Annotated in this window: 16 protein-coding genes and 1 other annotated feature; of the genes, 2 read left to right on the forward strand and 14 right to left on the reverse strand. The window is 45.7% G+C overall.

The window, feature by feature from the left end; genetic code table 11:
* Positions 1-36: 36 nt before the first annotated feature.
* The 7 genes from ACM1ND_RS16080 to ACM1ND_RS16110 all read right to left on the reverse strand — a co-directional run bounded on the left by ACM1ND_RS16080 (position 37) and on the right by ACM1ND_RS16110 (position 5,909).
* Positions 37-630 carry a lysophospholipid acyltransferase family protein gene (locus tag ACM1ND_RS16080; RefSeq protein ID WP_069079974.1) on the reverse strand — a complete coding sequence of 198 codons (594 nt, stop codon included), beginning with the start codon at positions 628-630 and terminating at the stop codon, positions 37-39.
* Positions 627-1,334 carry a (d)CMP kinase gene (gene cmk, locus ACM1ND_RS16085; protein ID WP_023989187.1) on the reverse strand — a complete coding sequence of 236 codons (708 nt, stop codon included), beginning with the start codon at positions 1,332-1,334 and terminating at the stop codon, positions 627-629. The genes ACM1ND_RS16080 and cmk overlap by 4 nt, the downstream gene beginning before the upstream one ends.
* A gap of 128 nt (positions 1,335-1,462) precedes the next feature.
* Entirely contained in the window at positions 1,463-2,122 is a 660-nt protein-coding gene (locus tag ACM1ND_RS16090; protein WP_023989188.1) for a flagellar brake protein, read from the reverse strand.
* A gap of 165 nt (positions 2,123-2,287) precedes the next feature.
* A complete protein-coding gene (gene ypeB / locus ACM1ND_RS16095) occupies positions 2,288-3,673 on the reverse strand; it encodes a germination protein YpeB (protein WP_023989189.1) in 1,386 nt (461 codons plus the stop codon).
* Between the two features lie 264 nt (positions 3,674-3,937).
* Positions 3,938-4,633 (reverse strand): glutamic-type intramembrane protease PrsW, encoded by a 696-nt coding sequence (gene prsW, locus ACM1ND_RS16100; RefSeq protein WP_023989190.1) that lies wholly within the window; start codon positions 4,631-4,633, stop codon positions 3,938-3,940.
* A gap of 86 nt (positions 4,634-4,719) precedes the next feature.
* Positions 4,720-5,334, reverse strand: coding sequence for a genetic competence negative regulator (locus ACM1ND_RS16105; protein WP_013310751.1), 615 nt, complete (start codon positions 5,332-5,334; stop codon positions 4,720-4,722).
* A gap of 197 nt (positions 5,335-5,531) precedes the next feature.
* A complete protein-coding gene (locus ACM1ND_RS16110) occupies positions 5,532-5,909 on the reverse strand; it encodes a hypothetical protein (protein ID WP_023989191.1) in 378 nt (125 codons plus the stop codon).
* 94 nt (positions 5,910-6,003) lie between these two features.
* Here ACM1ND_RS16110 and ACM1ND_RS16115 point away from each other — a divergent pair, with 94 nt between their 5' ends.
* Positions 6,004-6,936 carry a polysaccharide deacetylase family protein gene (locus ACM1ND_RS16115; RefSeq protein WP_053325677.1) on the forward strand — a complete coding sequence of 311 codons (933 nt, stop codon included), beginning with the start codon at positions 6,004-6,006 and terminating at the stop codon, positions 6,934-6,936.
* A 140-nt stretch (positions 6,937-7,076) separates the two neighbouring features.
* Here ACM1ND_RS16115 and ACM1ND_RS16120 read toward each other — a convergent pair whose 3' ends face one another.
* Together ACM1ND_RS16120 and ACM1ND_RS16125 are read right to left on the reverse strand one after the other, a co-directional pair.
* The gene (locus ACM1ND_RS16120) at positions 7,077-7,418 is read right to left on the reverse strand and encodes a hypothetical protein (RefSeq protein WP_025723058.1); all 342 of its coding nucleotides are present in this window, start codon (positions 7,416-7,418) and stop codon (positions 7,077-7,079) included.
* Positions 7,415-8,002 (reverse strand): type II CAAX endopeptidase family protein, encoded by a 588-nt coding sequence (locus tag ACM1ND_RS16125; RefSeq protein ID WP_025723057.1) that lies wholly within the window; start codon positions 8,000-8,002, stop codon positions 7,415-7,417. The genes ACM1ND_RS16120 and ACM1ND_RS16125 overlap by 4 nt, the downstream gene beginning before the upstream one ends.
* Before the next feature lie 185 nt (positions 8,003-8,187).
* Positions 8,188-8,437, forward strand: a binding site (T-box leader).
* A 261-nt stretch (positions 8,438-8,698) separates the two neighbouring features.
* On the opposite strand from ACM1ND_RS16125, the gene serA reads away from it, so the two are divergent.
* Positions 8,699-10,291, forward strand: coding sequence for a phosphoglycerate dehydrogenase (gene serA / locus ACM1ND_RS16130; RefSeq protein ID WP_028540623.1), 1,593 nt, complete (start codon positions 8,699-8,701; stop codon positions 10,289-10,291).
* A 215-nt stretch (positions 10,292-10,506) separates the two neighbouring features.
* On the opposite strand, the gene ACM1ND_RS16135 is transcribed toward serA, so the two are convergent.
* From ACM1ND_RS16135 to ACM1ND_RS16155, 5 genes are all read right to left on the reverse strand, one after another.
* Positions 10,507-11,949: an ATP-binding protein gene (locus tag ACM1ND_RS16135; protein WP_418026298.1), complete on the reverse strand. Its 1,443-nt coding sequence runs from the start codon at positions 11,947-11,949 to the stop codon at positions 10,507-10,509.
* A 1-nt stretch (position 11,950) separates the two neighbouring features.
* On the reverse strand, positions 11,951-12,667 hold the full coding sequence (locus ACM1ND_RS16140) for a response regulator transcription factor (protein ID WP_013310758.1): 717 nt from the start codon (positions 12,665-12,667) through the stop codon (positions 11,951-11,953).
* A gap of 109 nt (positions 12,668-12,776) precedes the next feature.
* Entirely contained in the window at positions 12,777-13,535 is a 759-nt protein-coding gene (locus tag ACM1ND_RS16145; RefSeq protein WP_023989197.1) for a pseudouridine synthase, read from the reverse strand.
* Between the two features lie 78 nt (positions 13,536-13,613).
* Complete coding sequence (locus ACM1ND_RS16150) at positions 13,614-14,144, reverse strand: spore maturation protein (protein WP_023989198.1); 531 nt, start codon at positions 14,142-14,144, stop codon at positions 13,614-13,616.
* Positions 14,145-14,151: 7 nt separating this feature from the next.
* On the reverse strand, positions 14,152-14,895 hold the full coding sequence (locus tag ACM1ND_RS16155; RefSeq protein ID WP_023989199.1) for a nucleoside recognition domain-containing protein: 744 nt from the start codon (positions 14,893-14,895) through the stop codon (positions 14,152-14,154).
* Between the last annotated feature and the right edge of the window lie 18 nt (positions 14,896-14,913).

Genomic DNA, 14,913 nt, shown 5'->3' on the forward strand with positions numbered 1-14,913 from the left:
AGTTTTCCGAGCTTAGACACAATTCATGCAAGCCTTTCAGTTATTCGTAGGCTTACCCGTTTCCTTCATCGTGCGAATACGAGACATAATTGCTTCTGTTGCCAGTTCAAGCGGATCTCCTGCGATATCGGCACCCTTTTGGTAAGCGTCCAAATTGACAGGTTTACCGTATAACACTTTCGTTTTACGGAAAAGCTTGTAATCACCAATGATGGCGACCGGAACGGCAGCCGCTCCACTGCGTAGCGCAAAGCTTGCAGCACCCTTTTTACCGATTCCCCCAGCTCCTCTGGAGCCTTCGGGAAAGATCCCCATAACCTTACCGTCACGCAAAATGTTCAATGCCAGCTTAATGGATTCCTTACTTACACCACCGCGTTTGACTGGAAAAGCTCCCAGTTTCCCAATTAGTGGACCTAGTACAGGAACATTAAACAGCTCGGCTTTTGCCATAAAGTGAACCTTTCGCTTCAACAAAATACCGACTGTGGGAGGGTCAAGATTACTAATATGATTAGAACACAACAGTACTCCGCCCTCGGCAGGAACATTTTCCCTGCCTACCGCCTCAAGTCTAAACAGAACGCGGTAAATGAGACGCAAAATACTGGCGCATACAGTATATATCATTGGCTGATCTCTCCATCCTTCTCCGTTAAGCAATAAGATACGATCGTATCAACGACATCCTGAATGCCCATATGGGTCGTATCGAGCACGATGGCGTCCTCACTGCAACGAAGCGGGGATACCTCCCTCTCCTCGTCAAGCTTGTCACGTGCCGCAATGTCACGTTCTAGCTGCTCCAGAGTGATATCATCAGTTTCGCTCAGTTCTTTAAAACGGCGAGAGGCACGTTCCTGAACACTTGCGGTCATGAACACCTTGACTTCCGCATCGGGAAGTACAGTTGTTCCAATATCGCGACCATCCATAACGACACCCTTGCGTGCAGCCATTTCACGCTGGTTTTCAGTCAAACGTGTACGTAAACCAGCAATACTTGAATACTGTGACACGTTGCTAGTCACTTCCATCGAACGGATCACAGTGGTTACATCTTCCCCGTTACAATAAACCTTTTGGCCTGTGGGGTCCGGTACTAATTCAATCACCAGCTCAGGTACATGCTGAAGCACTTTTTGTACATTTTCTGCAGGAATTTCCTTACACATCATGTACCACGTTGCTGCTCGGTACATGGCGCCGGTATCTACATATACATAAGAAAGTGCTTTCGCCACCAGGCGGGCCACTGTACTTTTCCCTGCACCAGCAGGTCCATCAATGGCTACATTTATTTTGTTACTTGAAGATACATGTTGCCTTGCCAACAGGGAATTCCTCCTAACCTAACCTCAAGAAAAAAGCAGGCATTGCCTGCGACGTGAAAATTATACCACACATTTATAGGCGATGCAAAATAAGCGACAGGTTACTAAAAAAGAAAAATTTCGGATGATTAAGATTTTTCCCGGAATTCCAGCTGCCGTTCAAAACAATATTTAATCAGTTTTTGGCGCTCCTGATCAGCAATTTTCTCATATTTCAGCATAATGAGTCTGCGGCCGTTTTCCATCTGCTGAATACGTACAATTTCAGATTGGAACGGAACATGCTCTTGAGTTCCGTTTTTATAAGGGACCAAAATCCAGCAAGATAATGATTCTCCTTCTTCAAGATGATGAGCTCCCTGGGTCTGAAAAGAAACGCCTCCGCCTCCCACATCATGCGTCTCTGCTACAAATCTGGACTCGTTCTCACCATGCTTTACCGCAATTTCCAAGTTGGCCTTAACCCGAAGAAAGTTTCGGCGTTGAATTTTGCTGATGCTGTCTGGAGCAGGTTTGTGGATGCGAACCATCCGGAGGATATCCTCTTTAAAACCCGTAACGTGGGTATTGAAATAATTTTTAATACCTCCCTCGCTCATAAAAAATATAGACAGCTCTTCCCCTAGAAACAATTTTTTCAAGTGTCCACTTGTTTGTGACATAGGAATTTCAATTAGAAAGTTCTGTGACTCCTCTTCCGCAATACGAGACTTAAATTCAAAAATCTCGTCCTTATGGTCAGTACCAGCCACTTGTATGTATAACACATCATTAATTTTGGGAAACAAATGATCCACCATCCTTGTCCATTAAAAGCTCTAATTAAGGTATATAATACCACGACTTTATGCCTATATTAAGCATTATATTTGTTCGAGCTATGACTAAAGCACAAAAAACCTCCTTCATGAAGGAGGTTTAGAGTGACTATTGATTCATTTTCATGTAATCAACTACGCATTACTTGCAGTAACCTGAGGTTCATCTGAATCTTTAACCTCTTCAATCGTTTCTTCCATCCCTGTATTGGCGTTAATGTATATCCGGTAAACGGAACCATTGATTTTACCACCAAATTCATAACACAGAACTTCATTCGAAAGTTCATTTTCAATTAAGGCTTTACGGTGGTAAGTTTCACGAAACTCAGGATTCAATTTTGCTCGTGCTGCATTCAAATTCAATTTCGCTTGCGGAATGCGGCGGAGATGACTATGCTCATACACATAATCACTGGATTGAAAACCGATCACTTGTCCGTTATCAAGGCCTGATCTGACTGTGATTTTTTCTGGATAGATAATCACGTCCCCTTGTTGGCTCGCAAATGTAATGTTAGCTAAATTCCCGCTTTCATCATATGCAACTGGCTTCATTCCTTTGTAACCTTTTTGTTCAAGGTATTCACTAGCATAGCGAATCGCTTCATTACGTGTTGCTTTTTTAGGACCTACTGCCCTCATGTCATGATAAGAAATAAGCTTGCCGCCTTTTTTCGTGAAATCCATACTGGCCACGGGTTGCTTCTTATTTAGCAGGGTAGCTGTATAAGATGCCCATTCCGTTCCTTTACCGTTTTCGTTCACACGAATCTGACTTTCCGGTTTTCCTGTAAATTCAGCGGCATTTCGTTTAATTTGTTCTGCATTCACTGCCGGGAGACTCAATTTTTTCACAGAGCGTTTATCATAGATGCTGGCTACAGACGGTCCCCAATCCAGCTCCTTGTAGTTTTCCACCTTTTTGTCCACGGTTTTAAAGCCATCAATAATGGTATTGTCCTTCGGCCCAGTTTGAGAACCTGCCGCCATATCTACATCCATCCATCGCAAATTTTTGCTAAGGACCTTTTGCTGCACTTCCTGCATGTTTTTCGAAATTTCTTTGGAATTGTTATATAACGTTTTCAGGTTCGAAATTTCTTTCTCATTTAAAGGCTCGTGATCCAGATCACGAACAGCGGTCTGATACGAAAATGCAGATAGATGTGACAGCAAATCCTTGGCATGATTAAAAGGCATTACATTGAGAGGCAACTGATTAACCTCATTTTGGGCCTCACTTGCAATTCTCCACACGTTCATCAAACATTTGCGGTGCATCGAGTGTGAAGTGTTATGGACAGCAACCGCGTTACCGAGTTGAGAATGCAGCTGATCCATATGAAACGACAAATCGTGAAACGCACGCTGGTATTGATTTTCCGCTTTAATCGACATGTTATCTGCCTGAAGAGACACCTCTTTTCTCATCTGGCTTTGCTGATAACCCCACACAAATGCTCCTATCATCATCAGGGTAACCACCGGGAACAATACGGCACTAAGTCGCTTATACATATTGGGAGTCTCCTTTCTTCAAGTACACTACCGATAGTGTGACAAGAAGAAAGCTCTCTTATGCATGCTTTTCCATGACTTCAACAATAAACTCACAGTTATCGCAAATGCAGCGCTTAAAGCCGGTCTGAATCTGTCCTTGCTCTATGCGTCCTCTTAGCACAAAGCGTTCCCCGCATCTTTTACAATGAATTCTTACTTTTATGCGCAAAAAAAGACACCTCTTTCTCTAACAGGTTTGTCAGATCAGTGTGTCCCATTTCATTACATATTAACCTTTTCTTCCCGCTTTAACAAGCGAAAAGGAGAACGGTTATTGGCTCGACTAATCTTCGCCATTCCCCCATACCATAGAAATGCCATCAGTGGAATGATAAACCAGATCCAGTCATGCGAAAATTTCGTCAAAATCAAATCGTATACTCCGTGCCAGAACCATGGAAGCACCAATGACAGCAACAACATGTATTTGCTCCTCAAGCCCTTTGAAAACTTGGCCTTCCCCATGTAGTAGCCCATCATTACGCCAAACATCGCATGACCGGATACCGGTAGCAATGATCGCATCAGCATCATGCTAATCGAAGCATGCCCCGCCCAGGCATATAACAGATTTTCAACCGTTGCAAATCCGAGTGAGACTGCGGCTGCATACAAAATACCATCATAAGGCTCGTCGAACTCGGTATGATTATAGATGATGTGATACAACAGAAACCATTTAAAAAACTCTTCCACTCCGGCTGAAATGCCGAATACCTGGATTAACGTGTGATCCCCTAGCCAAAGCAGCAGCCCGCGTTGAAAAATCATGACAGGAAGAACCACCAAAAAGCCGAGCAAAAACACTTTAATAACCATGTGCAGTGGCTCCGAATCATACCTGTCCTTCAAGTAAAAATACATCAATAAGGCGAGACCCGGCGCTGTGGCTGCCGCTAAAACCGAAAACAGAAGCACCGATCATCCCTCCATAAAAATGAGTCGGCCCTGCTTTCAGCGCAGAGCCGACAAATTCACTTCGATATCACTTTCAATAGAACGAATCAAGAACGGCTGTCAAAATGAGTGCAGATGACAGCAACTGCCTGTTCAGGAATGACCAGCTTGCCGTACTCTTCCAACATAGCTGGTGTAACGGATGAGCCTTCTCCAAATTCAGCAAGAACCGCGATTAAAGCCGCAAGCTTGGACTCCTCTACTTCTTCTGGTTCCAAATGCAGAATCCATTTTCCTCTATAATGATACAGCTTACCTGCTTCCGTAGTGTTGCTACGAAGCATATGAGCCGCTTCTATGAGAACTTCGAAATCGCTAAACGCGTAAACGATGGAATCGCTATGCTCCAGCGTGACTTCCATTTCGTAGACTTCTTCTGGAAGCTCCTCATCGGGACCCGAACCATACTGTTGATGGTCATATTTTCCCCGGGTGACGATAACAACCATTCCTTGAGCAGGAAGCGCAAAGACTTCGACAGCTAACGGTCCCGTGGCGTCGAAGCCCAGTTCACTGTATGCCTGATCCATCATTTCGGTAAACAGCTCATGAACTCTTGGAATTTCTTGCCACATATCGTCTTTTTGAATACCGCGTTCGCTCAAATCGTCAAAGGTAAGGAAAATCCGTATCTTGTCCTGACTTAATCTTTCTATTTTCATACTGGACCCTCCTCCTGGCAGCCGAGTGTTATTAACAGATTATGATGCAATTATGATGCCTGTGATGAAAATGGTTCTATGTAATCATGTTATCATTTTATAATCGTAAATGCACGCAATAAAAAGATAAAAAAAAGAATCATTTGAACGGCTTTTACAAAAAAGCCGCAAAATGATTCGGAATAAAGGTTTCTGGGTTACAATCCCGGTACGGCTGTATGAGTTTCTTTCAAAATTTGCTCGACCTCACGTTTAACATCGGGACTTGTGCTGATGAAGTCTTTAATCAACTTCATATTCTCTTCTTTGTTCTTGGCAGTATGGGCGTTATGAGCGGTTTTATCTGTTTGTAAATGATGGTCTTGATCCTTATGGGTGTCTTCTTTATTGAGCGTTATCTCGCCCATTCCGGGGAATGCCGCGTCCATCATTTTAGTACGGGCTTTCTGCACTAAATTGCCGCCTTTTTTTCCACCCATGTCCATAGATAAGCCCAACATGTTGCGGTTGCGGGAGATCAAAGAGCTTGCGACAGCGCCCAAGACGATTCCCAGGAAAAATGAAGATGTTTTCACAATTAGAACCTCCCTTTGTGGTAGAATCAAGCATAGTGTTCGTCAGTAGTGACAAACTCATACGGTATAAAATACAGGAAGGTGAGATGAAATAATGGGTACAAAAACAGCAGCCATTTTGTTCACCGCATGTCTGCTGCTTAGTGCTTGCACTGCAACCAAGCCGGAATCTGCGGCAACAAGCAACCAGCAGGATTCGGCAGCGTCTGACTCAAGTAACAGCGCTAAAGATCAGAGCAACGTCTCTTCCCCAAAAAGCAGCAGTAAGCAAGCAGGCAGTGATGATCATAACTCAGCGGGTAAAACCAATGCACAAAATGATAAAACCAGCGAAAGCAACGAAACAGGAGCTGCGACATCTGCAACATCTGCAACTACCAATAACAAAATGTATCACTTGGATAAAGCCTACAATGTAATCCCTAACCAACAAGGTACCGAAAAAAAAGTCGTGTTACTGACCTTTGATGATGGTCCTAAGGAAGCAGCCATGATTAACAAAATCATAGATGTACTGGACAAACACAAAGCGAAAGCAATTTTCTTCGTAAACGGTTACCGTGTAAAAGAGCATCCTGAGTTGCTCAAGCTTATCCATGACCGTGGGCAGCCCATCGGCAACCATAGCTGGGATCACATCGTGCTGAAGAATAAATCTGAGCCCGAGGTCAAAAAACAGATTGAAACAGTACAAAAAGCTGTTAAGGACATTACAGGGCAAGCCCCTGTATTCTTCCGTCCCCCTCATGGTGCAGGCGGAGACGTAGGTCGCAAGGTCGCTAAGGAAAACGGTCTCCTATACATGACATGGTCCGTCGGTTCTCTGGACTGGACAATGAAAAAGAATCAGCCCAATAAAACGGAGGCACTCCTCAAAAACGTAACAGAACAACTTCATCCAGGCAGCAATATTTTGATGCATGAACTGCCATGGACAGCTGAGGCGCTGGACAGTATATTGACACGCCTTGAGCAAAAGGGTTACCAATTTGTCGATCCGCAAGGCATTGAGGTTCCTGCCAGCTAATAGACACTTGCGTATACTCCGGATTAACTATAGATGATGCAATAAAGGCCTCCATTCTCCGCTATTCATGCGGAGATGGAGGCCTTTACCGTATCATTACGCGCCTTGACCTAAGCACAGACGTCCATAATAACTTTATATTACCAAAGCATTTCACTGATGGGTGGTGCACCCTTGATGCCCCACCACAGTAACGCTGCAGTAATCAGCACAAAAAGAGTGCTCAAAAAATTTAAAAACCACTTGCTTACCCGAATACGGCGGGACGGAAACATTTCCGCCCGCGTTCGGTACTCACTGGCAGGAGTGTCATCCTCCATCGTCACAGCAACTTCTGGTGCAGCGGCAACGTGAGCCAATTCTGGCACGGGCCGTGAAGCACGGGAGCGAACTGGTTTAGATTTTGACCTGTCCTCCTCCTTGCCTTTGCGACCATTTCGACGGCTACCATAGGTCTGCACTCTGCTAAGTTCCTGATTCATTCTTCATACCTCCGAAAACGTAACGCTAAACCAGATATAAGGTCAATCACAAAATGACAAATGATCGGTGCCCACAGACTACCGGTCTGCACATATATGTAGCCCAATCCATAACTGCTAAGAAAAACCCAGCCAGTGGGAATCCAATGCCGTAAATATCGGATATGAATCACCGCAAACAAAATGCTTGTCCAATAAGGACCAAAGCTGTACTGAATCGCACCTCTGAACAAGAGTTCCTCACAGATGGAGACGATAGCTGCTATACAAATAATATGCCAAACCGGACGATTTTGAAACAGCATTTGGTTAATACCACCGTCATCCATAGCATCCTCAGGCATAATCCGGGATAGCAACAGATCCACAAGTAACATAGCGGCGGCCAAGCCCAATCCCCACCATAAGACGTGCAGAGTGTTCGGCAATGCAAATAGTTCTAACACATTTCTTTTCTGAAAAATAATCCAGATTGCGCCAATCAGCAGGGTCAGCCCCTGAGTTAGATACAAATTGTAAAGCAGCAAGCGGTCATTCAATTCATGAATTTGCGCTCTTTTCCATTTCACTTTAAGCTTTTTCATAGTTAGTTAGTCCTCTGCATAGTCTTCTTTAGCATCATAGCCAAAAAGTCGGACGGATTCAAGAAGACTTAAATCTTAATTTTCCGCATTCTGTAGCTATATATCTAGCCGGCTATCCACACATGTCGCATGTCCTATTGACATGCCCATGTAAGCCATGATACATTATGAAAAAATTATTAGCGACAACAACAATGATGGAGAAAAGGTATTGATTTCGTCCTCAGAGAACCGGTGCTTGGGTGGAAGCCGGTGACGAAGTAACTACTTTCAGCGCTCCTGAGTTATTGCACCGAGGTCTGGGGAATATTTCCCGGCATTAGATGCAATCGGCAGAAAACCGTTATCCTTTCGGTCATTTTATGACCGCTGAAGGCAGTCCATTGCGAAATGGCTGCGAATTAGGGTGGTACCACGATAACTCTCGTCCCTTACTATGGAGATAGTATGTGATTCGGGAGTTTTTTTGATGCCCGAAAACCGCAAAGTGTCTCCGCATAAGACTTTTGGTCGTTAGTTTGGTGCATAATGCTATTCCATCCCTTTTCTGCGTCAATGCGTTATCACACTAGTATTTCACACCGCTCTCCTGTACTTTTAGAAGCATTTCAAGTTTTTTCATGTTCTTTATGGAATGTATTTCAGTTTGAAGTACATCCTGTCCATAAAAGAAGTTAACTTTGAGGAGGAAACCAAATGTTTAAAGTGTTAGTATCCGATCCGATCAGTGACCTGGGCATCCAGCAACTGATGGATGCAGACGATGTCACAGTGGACAAGAACACAGGTCTCAGCGAGGATGAATTGGTTCAAATTATTGGTGACTATGACGCGTTACTCGTTCGAAGCCAGACTCGGGTAACCGAACGCATCATGACGGCAGGTAAGAACCTCAAGGTTGTAGGGCGAGCTGGGGTCGGAGTGGACAACATCGACCTTGAAGCAGCAACACAGCGCGGGATTATCGTTATTAACGCTCCTGACGGCAACACGATTACGACATGTGAGCACACTTTTGCGATGATGATGGCTCTAGCACGTCATATTCCACAGGCGTATGCCAAAACCATTGGCGGTACATGGGATCGTAAAACATTCCTCGGTGTCGAACTGCGTAACAAAACACTTGGAGTCCTCGGCATGGGACGTATCGGCAGTGAGGTGGCTAAACGTGCCAAAGCATTTGGCATGAGCATCCTCGGCTATGATCCATTTCTAACGGAAGAACGCGCTGAGAAGCTGGGCATTAAGCTGGCGAGCGTGGACGAAATTATCCGCAACGCAGATTTTATGACCGTACACACACCATTAACACCGGAAACGAAACATATGATTGCTCGTCCACAGTTTGAAGTGATGAAAAAAGGAATGCGCATCATCAACTGTGCCCGGGGCGGAGTTATCGATGAAATGGCTCTTGTTGAAGCCATTGATGAAGGTATCGTTGCCGGTGCAGCCTTTGACGTATTCGAGTCAGAGCCGCCAGCACAGGATCACCCATTCCTGAGTCATCCGAAAATTATCGTCACACCACATCTGGGTGCCTCAACTGTCGAAGCTCAGGAGAATGTAGCTATCGATGTGTCCGAGCAAGTGCTGCATATTTTGCGTGATGAGCCTTTTAAAAATGCGGTCAACATGCCTCCAGTACCATCCAACGTCATGACGCAATTGCAGCCATATTTCTCGCTTGGAGAGAAGCTGGGCAGCTTTGCCGCTCAGATCACGAATCAGGCTGTACGTGAAATTCAGGTAGATTACGCTGGTGATTTGTCCTCTGTGGATACACAGCCGCTGACACGTTATATTTTGAAAGGTGTACTTAGCCGTCATCTGGGCAGCGATGTGAACATTGTAAACTCTGTACATCTGGCCAAAACACGTGACATCCATCTTGTCGTGTCTCAGGCGCCCGCCACCAAGGGATTTACCAACCTGATTACCGTTACACTCAAAACCCAGAGCGGCGAAGAGCAACGTGTATCTGGCACCCTGCTGGCAGGCTATGGCGAACGTATTGTTCGGTTGAACCAGTTCCCAGTAGATGTGGCACCGGAAGCTCATTTCCTGCTCATCTCCCACAATGATAAACCAGGCATTATCGGTCGTGTCGGCACCTTGCTTGGGGAGAACGGCGTCAATATCGCTTCCATGCAAGTAGGGCGTAAAATTGTCGGCGGAGAAGCCATCATGATCTTGACCGTCGATAAAGCCGTGCCTAAAGATGTGCTGGTTCAACTCGTTGGTTTGCCAGAACTAAATACTGCCCAAGAAGTAGTGCTAGATTAGTTCCAGACAGTATTGAGAAGTCCAAGGTTTATAATAAAGAGAGGCGCCTGGCTACCCAGGCGTCTTTTTCTTATACCGTTATCTATCATGAGAGCAATTATCTTGAAACAGGATGTTCCACGTTGAACAAGATAAATGTTGATTTTTCAACAAAAAGCACCCTCTTCCGAGGATGCCTGCAAACCGGGGTATATCAGTTGGGGCTTATAAGCCTGTTACAGACCCAGCTTTGTTTTGTTGGAGATCGGCAGCAAAATAGTAAATTCCGTCCCTTCCCCCAATGCGCTGGCAGCAGAGACAGAGCCTCCGTGAGCCTCTACAATATTCTTGACAATAGCAAGCCCCAAACCAGTCCCTTTATCCTCACCACGTACTCTGGCCTTATCTGCCTTGTAGAAGCGGTCGAAAATATAAGGTAGATCCTCGCTGGCAATGCCTACACCTTCATCCTTAATTTGAATACGGATTAACTCATGCCGTTCTCCCAAAATTCGATCCGCCGCAATAGTAACCTTTTTCCCGCCGGGTGTATGTCTGAATGCATTATCCAGCAAATTGGTCAATACCTGCTCCAGTCGGTCTTCATCTGCCTCAGGCAGCAGCAAACGTTGGCCTTGCTCATGGTAATCGAGTGTCAGTCCCTGTTCCTTCGAACGTACCGTAAATTTACGATGAACACGCTCGATCAGCTCATTCACATCCACTTCCTGTCGGTGCATGTCTGTATGACCAGCCTCCATTCGGGCCAGATCAAGCAGATCTTTGACTAATCTTCCCATGCGTAATGATTCATCATGGATGACCTGTACCAGCTCCTCGGATTCTTCAGGTGAACCCGCCATACCATCCAGCAACGCCTCGCTGTAGCCCTGCATCATAGATAAAGGTGTACGGATTTCATGAGAGACGTTGGCCACAAAATCACTCCGCATCTTCTCAAGCTTCACTTCTTCCGTAATATCTCTAAGCACAGCTACTGCACCGCGGATTGCATTATCCGTATACAGAGGCGCCATCTGCACCGACCAGGAGCCCTTCTTGACATGGATATAGTCTCCGACATCCTCTCCCCTGTCCATAACGGTATGGAACAGAGACTGCAAAGGCTCAGGTACAGAAGCTCCAAACTCCTCCAGATCACGCTCCTGCCACTCCAGCTTTTTCCAGATATCCAACAGACTTTGTGCCGGCGGATTCGTCAAGATGATTTGTCCGCTTCTGTCGAAGGTGATTACTGCATCAGACATGCTTCGCAGTACACTGGATAAATGGTTTTTTTCCTCATTCAGACTGCGGATCATTGCTTCCAGTTCCGTAGACATATGATTAAAAGTTTTCGCCAGTTCTCCAATTTCATCACTGGTCACCAGCGAAAGCCGAGTATCATACCTTCCCTCACGAATCGCATTCGCCGCCTGAATCAACAGCTGCATAGGCTGTGTGATTTTAGTAAAAAGGAATAGGGCAAAAAAGGTCGTCAATAAAAATCCGACAATGCATGTATAGGTGAACAAATGCTTGATTTCCGTCGATTCATACGCCGCAAAATTTCTGTTGATGTACGGCAATAAAAAAAGCCCTAGAAAAATAAGCACAGAGCCTACAAGACAAATGATGGTGATCCACAGCTTGCCTACCAGCGATCTCCAGAAGTTCACGTTATTTTGGAACCTCCAGCTTATAACCTACGCCCCACACGGTCGTAATCATAGCCGCTGCCTCTGGCGATACCTTATTCAGCTTCTCACGAAGCCGTTTCACATGCGTATCCACAGTGCGCAGATCACCAAAAAATTCGTAATTCCAAACGTCTTTCAGCAGTTCTTCGCGCGAGAAGACTTTATCTGGTGACACCGCCAAATAATGCAACAGCTCGTACTCTTTAGGCGTGAGACTGATTTCAATCCCACCCGCAGTTACCCGGTGCGCATCATGCTCAATGATAAGATTCGGAAAAACAATACTATTGCTTGGTACCGCCTCTTTCGTTAAAAAGGCAGTTTCCGACGAACGGCGTAAAATTGCCTTCACCCGGTAAATGACTTCTCGCGGGCTAAAGGGCTTAACCACATAATCATCGGCTCCGACTTCAAAGCCTTGTACACGGTTCACTTCCTCGCCTTTGGCAGTCAGCATAATCACAGGTGTAGCTTTGGTCTGACGCAGCCGTGTACATACCTCAATTCCATCCATCCCCGGAAGCATTACATCGAGCAAAATAATGCTGTAATCGCTTGCAGTCGCTTTTTGGAGGGCAATCTCACCATCCTCAGCTTCGTCAATTACATATCCTTCTTTTTCCAGATACATCCGCAGAAGGCGGCGAATGCGTTCTTCATCGTCTACAATTAATATGCGGTTGCTTTGTTCTGACATATTCCCAGCCCCTTCGCTAAAAAAAGCATTCTCTCTATTTTACTATTTTCCTGTGCTTGGTCAAACTTTACTCTCATCCAACAGTCTCTTTACACCAAAAAGGCCGGGGTTATGACCCCCGTCCTGTCCGTTTCTTTTTCGTGTTGTCTGATTTGGCAAGTTGAATGAGACGGTTGATTTCGTCCTTAGTTAGGGGTCTGGTCAGACCGCGCTTCAAGTTTTGTAGCAAAAGATCTCCGAAGGCAATCCGCTTGAGTCTGATGACTGGGTGTGAAATGGCCTCAAACATCCGTCTTACCTGGCGATTTCTGCCTTCATAAATGGTAATCTGGATCACAGACTCCTTACCATTCGGATCTACATCTTTATATTCTACCTCGGCTGGTGCAGTAATGCCATCTTCCAGCACGATTCCTTTTTTCAGCTTGTCCAGCTCAGTACCATGCGGAACGCCTTTGACTGTTGCCACATATGTCTTGGGCACATGATGCTTGGGATGAGTGAGCAGATTGGCGAACTCGCCATCATTGGTAAGCAACAGCAGTCCTTCGGTGTCGTAATCGAGACGTCCTACCGGATATACGCGTTCCTTAACGCCTTTCAGATAGTCTGACACAATTTTACGGCCTTCCGGATCGGAAGCACTCGTAATAACTCCTTTAGGTTTGTTCATCATCAGATAGATTTTTTTCTCGGTTTTGATCGGGCGTCCCTTTACCGTAATCATATCTTGATCAGGGTCTGCCTTCGTTCCCAGTTCAGTTACGACAACCCCGTTCACTTCCACGCTGCCCGCCTGAATAAGCTCCTCACATTTACGTCTGGAAGCTACACCAGCTTGGGCCAATATTTTCTGCAATCTTTCCATGTTCGCTAATTCACCTCATGCTAATGATACCCATCCATGAGCAAAATCACAACCCCCGTTCAAAAAACGATACAGAAATTAAAATATAAGCAGGCAAATCGCAATAGCTGCCACAAAACCAACCACATCTGAAAATAGTCCTACCTTCAAAGCATACCGTCCATTGCGGATACCTACGGCACCAAAATATACAGTTAGCACATACAGCGTCGTGTCTGTGCTGCCCTGAATCGTTGAAGCGATCCGACCGATCATGGAATCCGGGCCATAGGTGCGAATTAGATCCGTCGTGAACGCAAGTGAACCAGTGCCCGTTAATGGACGAAGCAAGCCTAAAGGCAATACCTCGCCCGGTACACCCCAGTGTTTAATCCATGGCGTTACCCAGGAGATCAAATAGTCCAGGGCGCCGGATGCTCGAAAAATGCTAATCGCCACCATCATGCCTACGAGATGAGGAATAATGCTGATGGCGGTAGAAAAGCCGTCTTTAGCTCCATCCACAAAAGAATCGTAGACAGGCACCTTTTTGGCATATGCATATAAAGGAATAAAAGCGAGAATAACCGGGATAGCCCAAGTTGATACGAGGTTAATAAAATAAAGCATGCCTCCCTCATCCTTTCCAAGTGGTGTCCCTGCCCTTGGCAGCCTTGATTCCCGTTCGCGGAACGGCAGGTGAAGATACGGACGACGTTGTTGAAGAGGCAGCAGATGTTGATGCTGGTGAGGTGAGTGGCGCCAAGGATGTCTGGGACGGCGGAATCGCTGGAGGACGGCGGCGCAATTCTCGACTACGGTACCAACGGTCCGCCGCAATTGCGGCAAAGGTGGCTATTGCGGTCGCTACCAGTGTTGTACCAACGATTTCTGCCGGATGTGCGGAATGAAAATTAAGCCGTATCGCGATCAACGTCGTAGGAATAAGCGTAATACTGGCTGTATTCAGGGCGAGCAGCGTACACATGGCTGGTGTGGCGGTTTGCTTATCTGGATTGAGCGTCTGCAACTCTTGCATCGCCTTGATTCCCATCGGTGTAGCTGCATTCCCCAGACCCAGCAGATTGGCGCTCATATTGGACAAAATGTAACCCATAGCGGGATGATTACGCGGAACATCAGGGAAGAGAAAGGCAACCAAAGGAGAAAGTAGCTTGGATATTTTCTGTAAGAGCCCGCCATCTTCAGCCAGCCTCATCATGCCCATCCAAAACACCAGCACACTTATCAGTCCAAAGCACACTGTAACCCCCGTAGTTGCCCCGTCAAAAGCCGCTTTCGTCACCACCTCAATATTTCCCTGCGCGGCAGCAAATACAAATCCAATACAAATCAAAGCCACCCATATGAGATGAATCATGGCTGATTCCTCCTTTAC

It is taken from the genome of Paenibacillus sp. JJ1722, assembly GCF_048282685.1.
Lineage (GTDB): Bacteria > Bacillota > Bacilli > Paenibacillales > Paenibacillaceae > Paenibacillus > Paenibacillus polymyxa_B.

Bases quoted from the DNA above. Each gene is read 5' to 3' on its own strand.
- ACM1ND_RS16080 (WP_069079974.1), bottom strand. From the start codon at position 630: ATGATATATACTGTATGCGCCAGTATTTTGCGTCTCATTTACCGCGTT.
- ypeB (WP_023989189.1), bottom strand. From the start codon at position 3,673: ATGTATAAGCGACTTAGTGCCGTATTGTTCCCGGTGGTTACCCTGATG.
- ACM1ND_RS16105 (WP_013310751.1), bottom strand. From the start codon at position 5,334: ATGAAAATAGAAAGATTAAGTCAGGACAAGATACGGATTTTCCTTACC.
- ACM1ND_RS16115 (WP_053325677.1), top strand. From the start codon at position 6,004: ATGGGTACAAAAACAGCAGCCATTTTGTTCACCGCATGTCTGCTGCTT.
- ACM1ND_RS16120 (WP_025723058.1), bottom strand. From the start codon at position 7,418: ATGAATCAGGAACTTAGCAGAGTGCAGACCTATGGTAGCCGTCGAAAT.
- ACM1ND_RS16125 (WP_025723057.1), bottom strand. From the start codon at position 8,002: ATGAAAAAGCTTAAAGTGAAATGGAAAAGAGCGCAAATTCATGAATTG.
- serA (WP_028540623.1), top strand. From the start codon at position 8,699: ATGTTTAAAGTGTTAGTATCCGATCCGATCAGTGACCTGGGCATCCAG.
- ACM1ND_RS16140 (WP_013310758.1), bottom strand. From the start codon at position 12,667: ATGTCAGAACAAAGCAACCGCATATTAATTGTAGACGATGAAGAACGC.
- ACM1ND_RS16145 (WP_023989197.1), bottom strand. From the start codon at position 13,535: ATGGAAAGATTGCAGAAAATATTGGCCCAAGCTGGTGTAGCTTCCAGA.
- ACM1ND_RS16150 (WP_023989198.1), bottom strand. From the start codon at position 14,144: ATGCTTTATTTTATTAACCTCGTATCAACTTGGGCTATCCCGGTTATT.
- ACM1ND_RS16155 (WP_023989199.1), bottom strand. From the start codon at position 14,895: ATGATTCATCTCATATGGGTGGCTTTGATTTGTATTGGATTTGTATTT.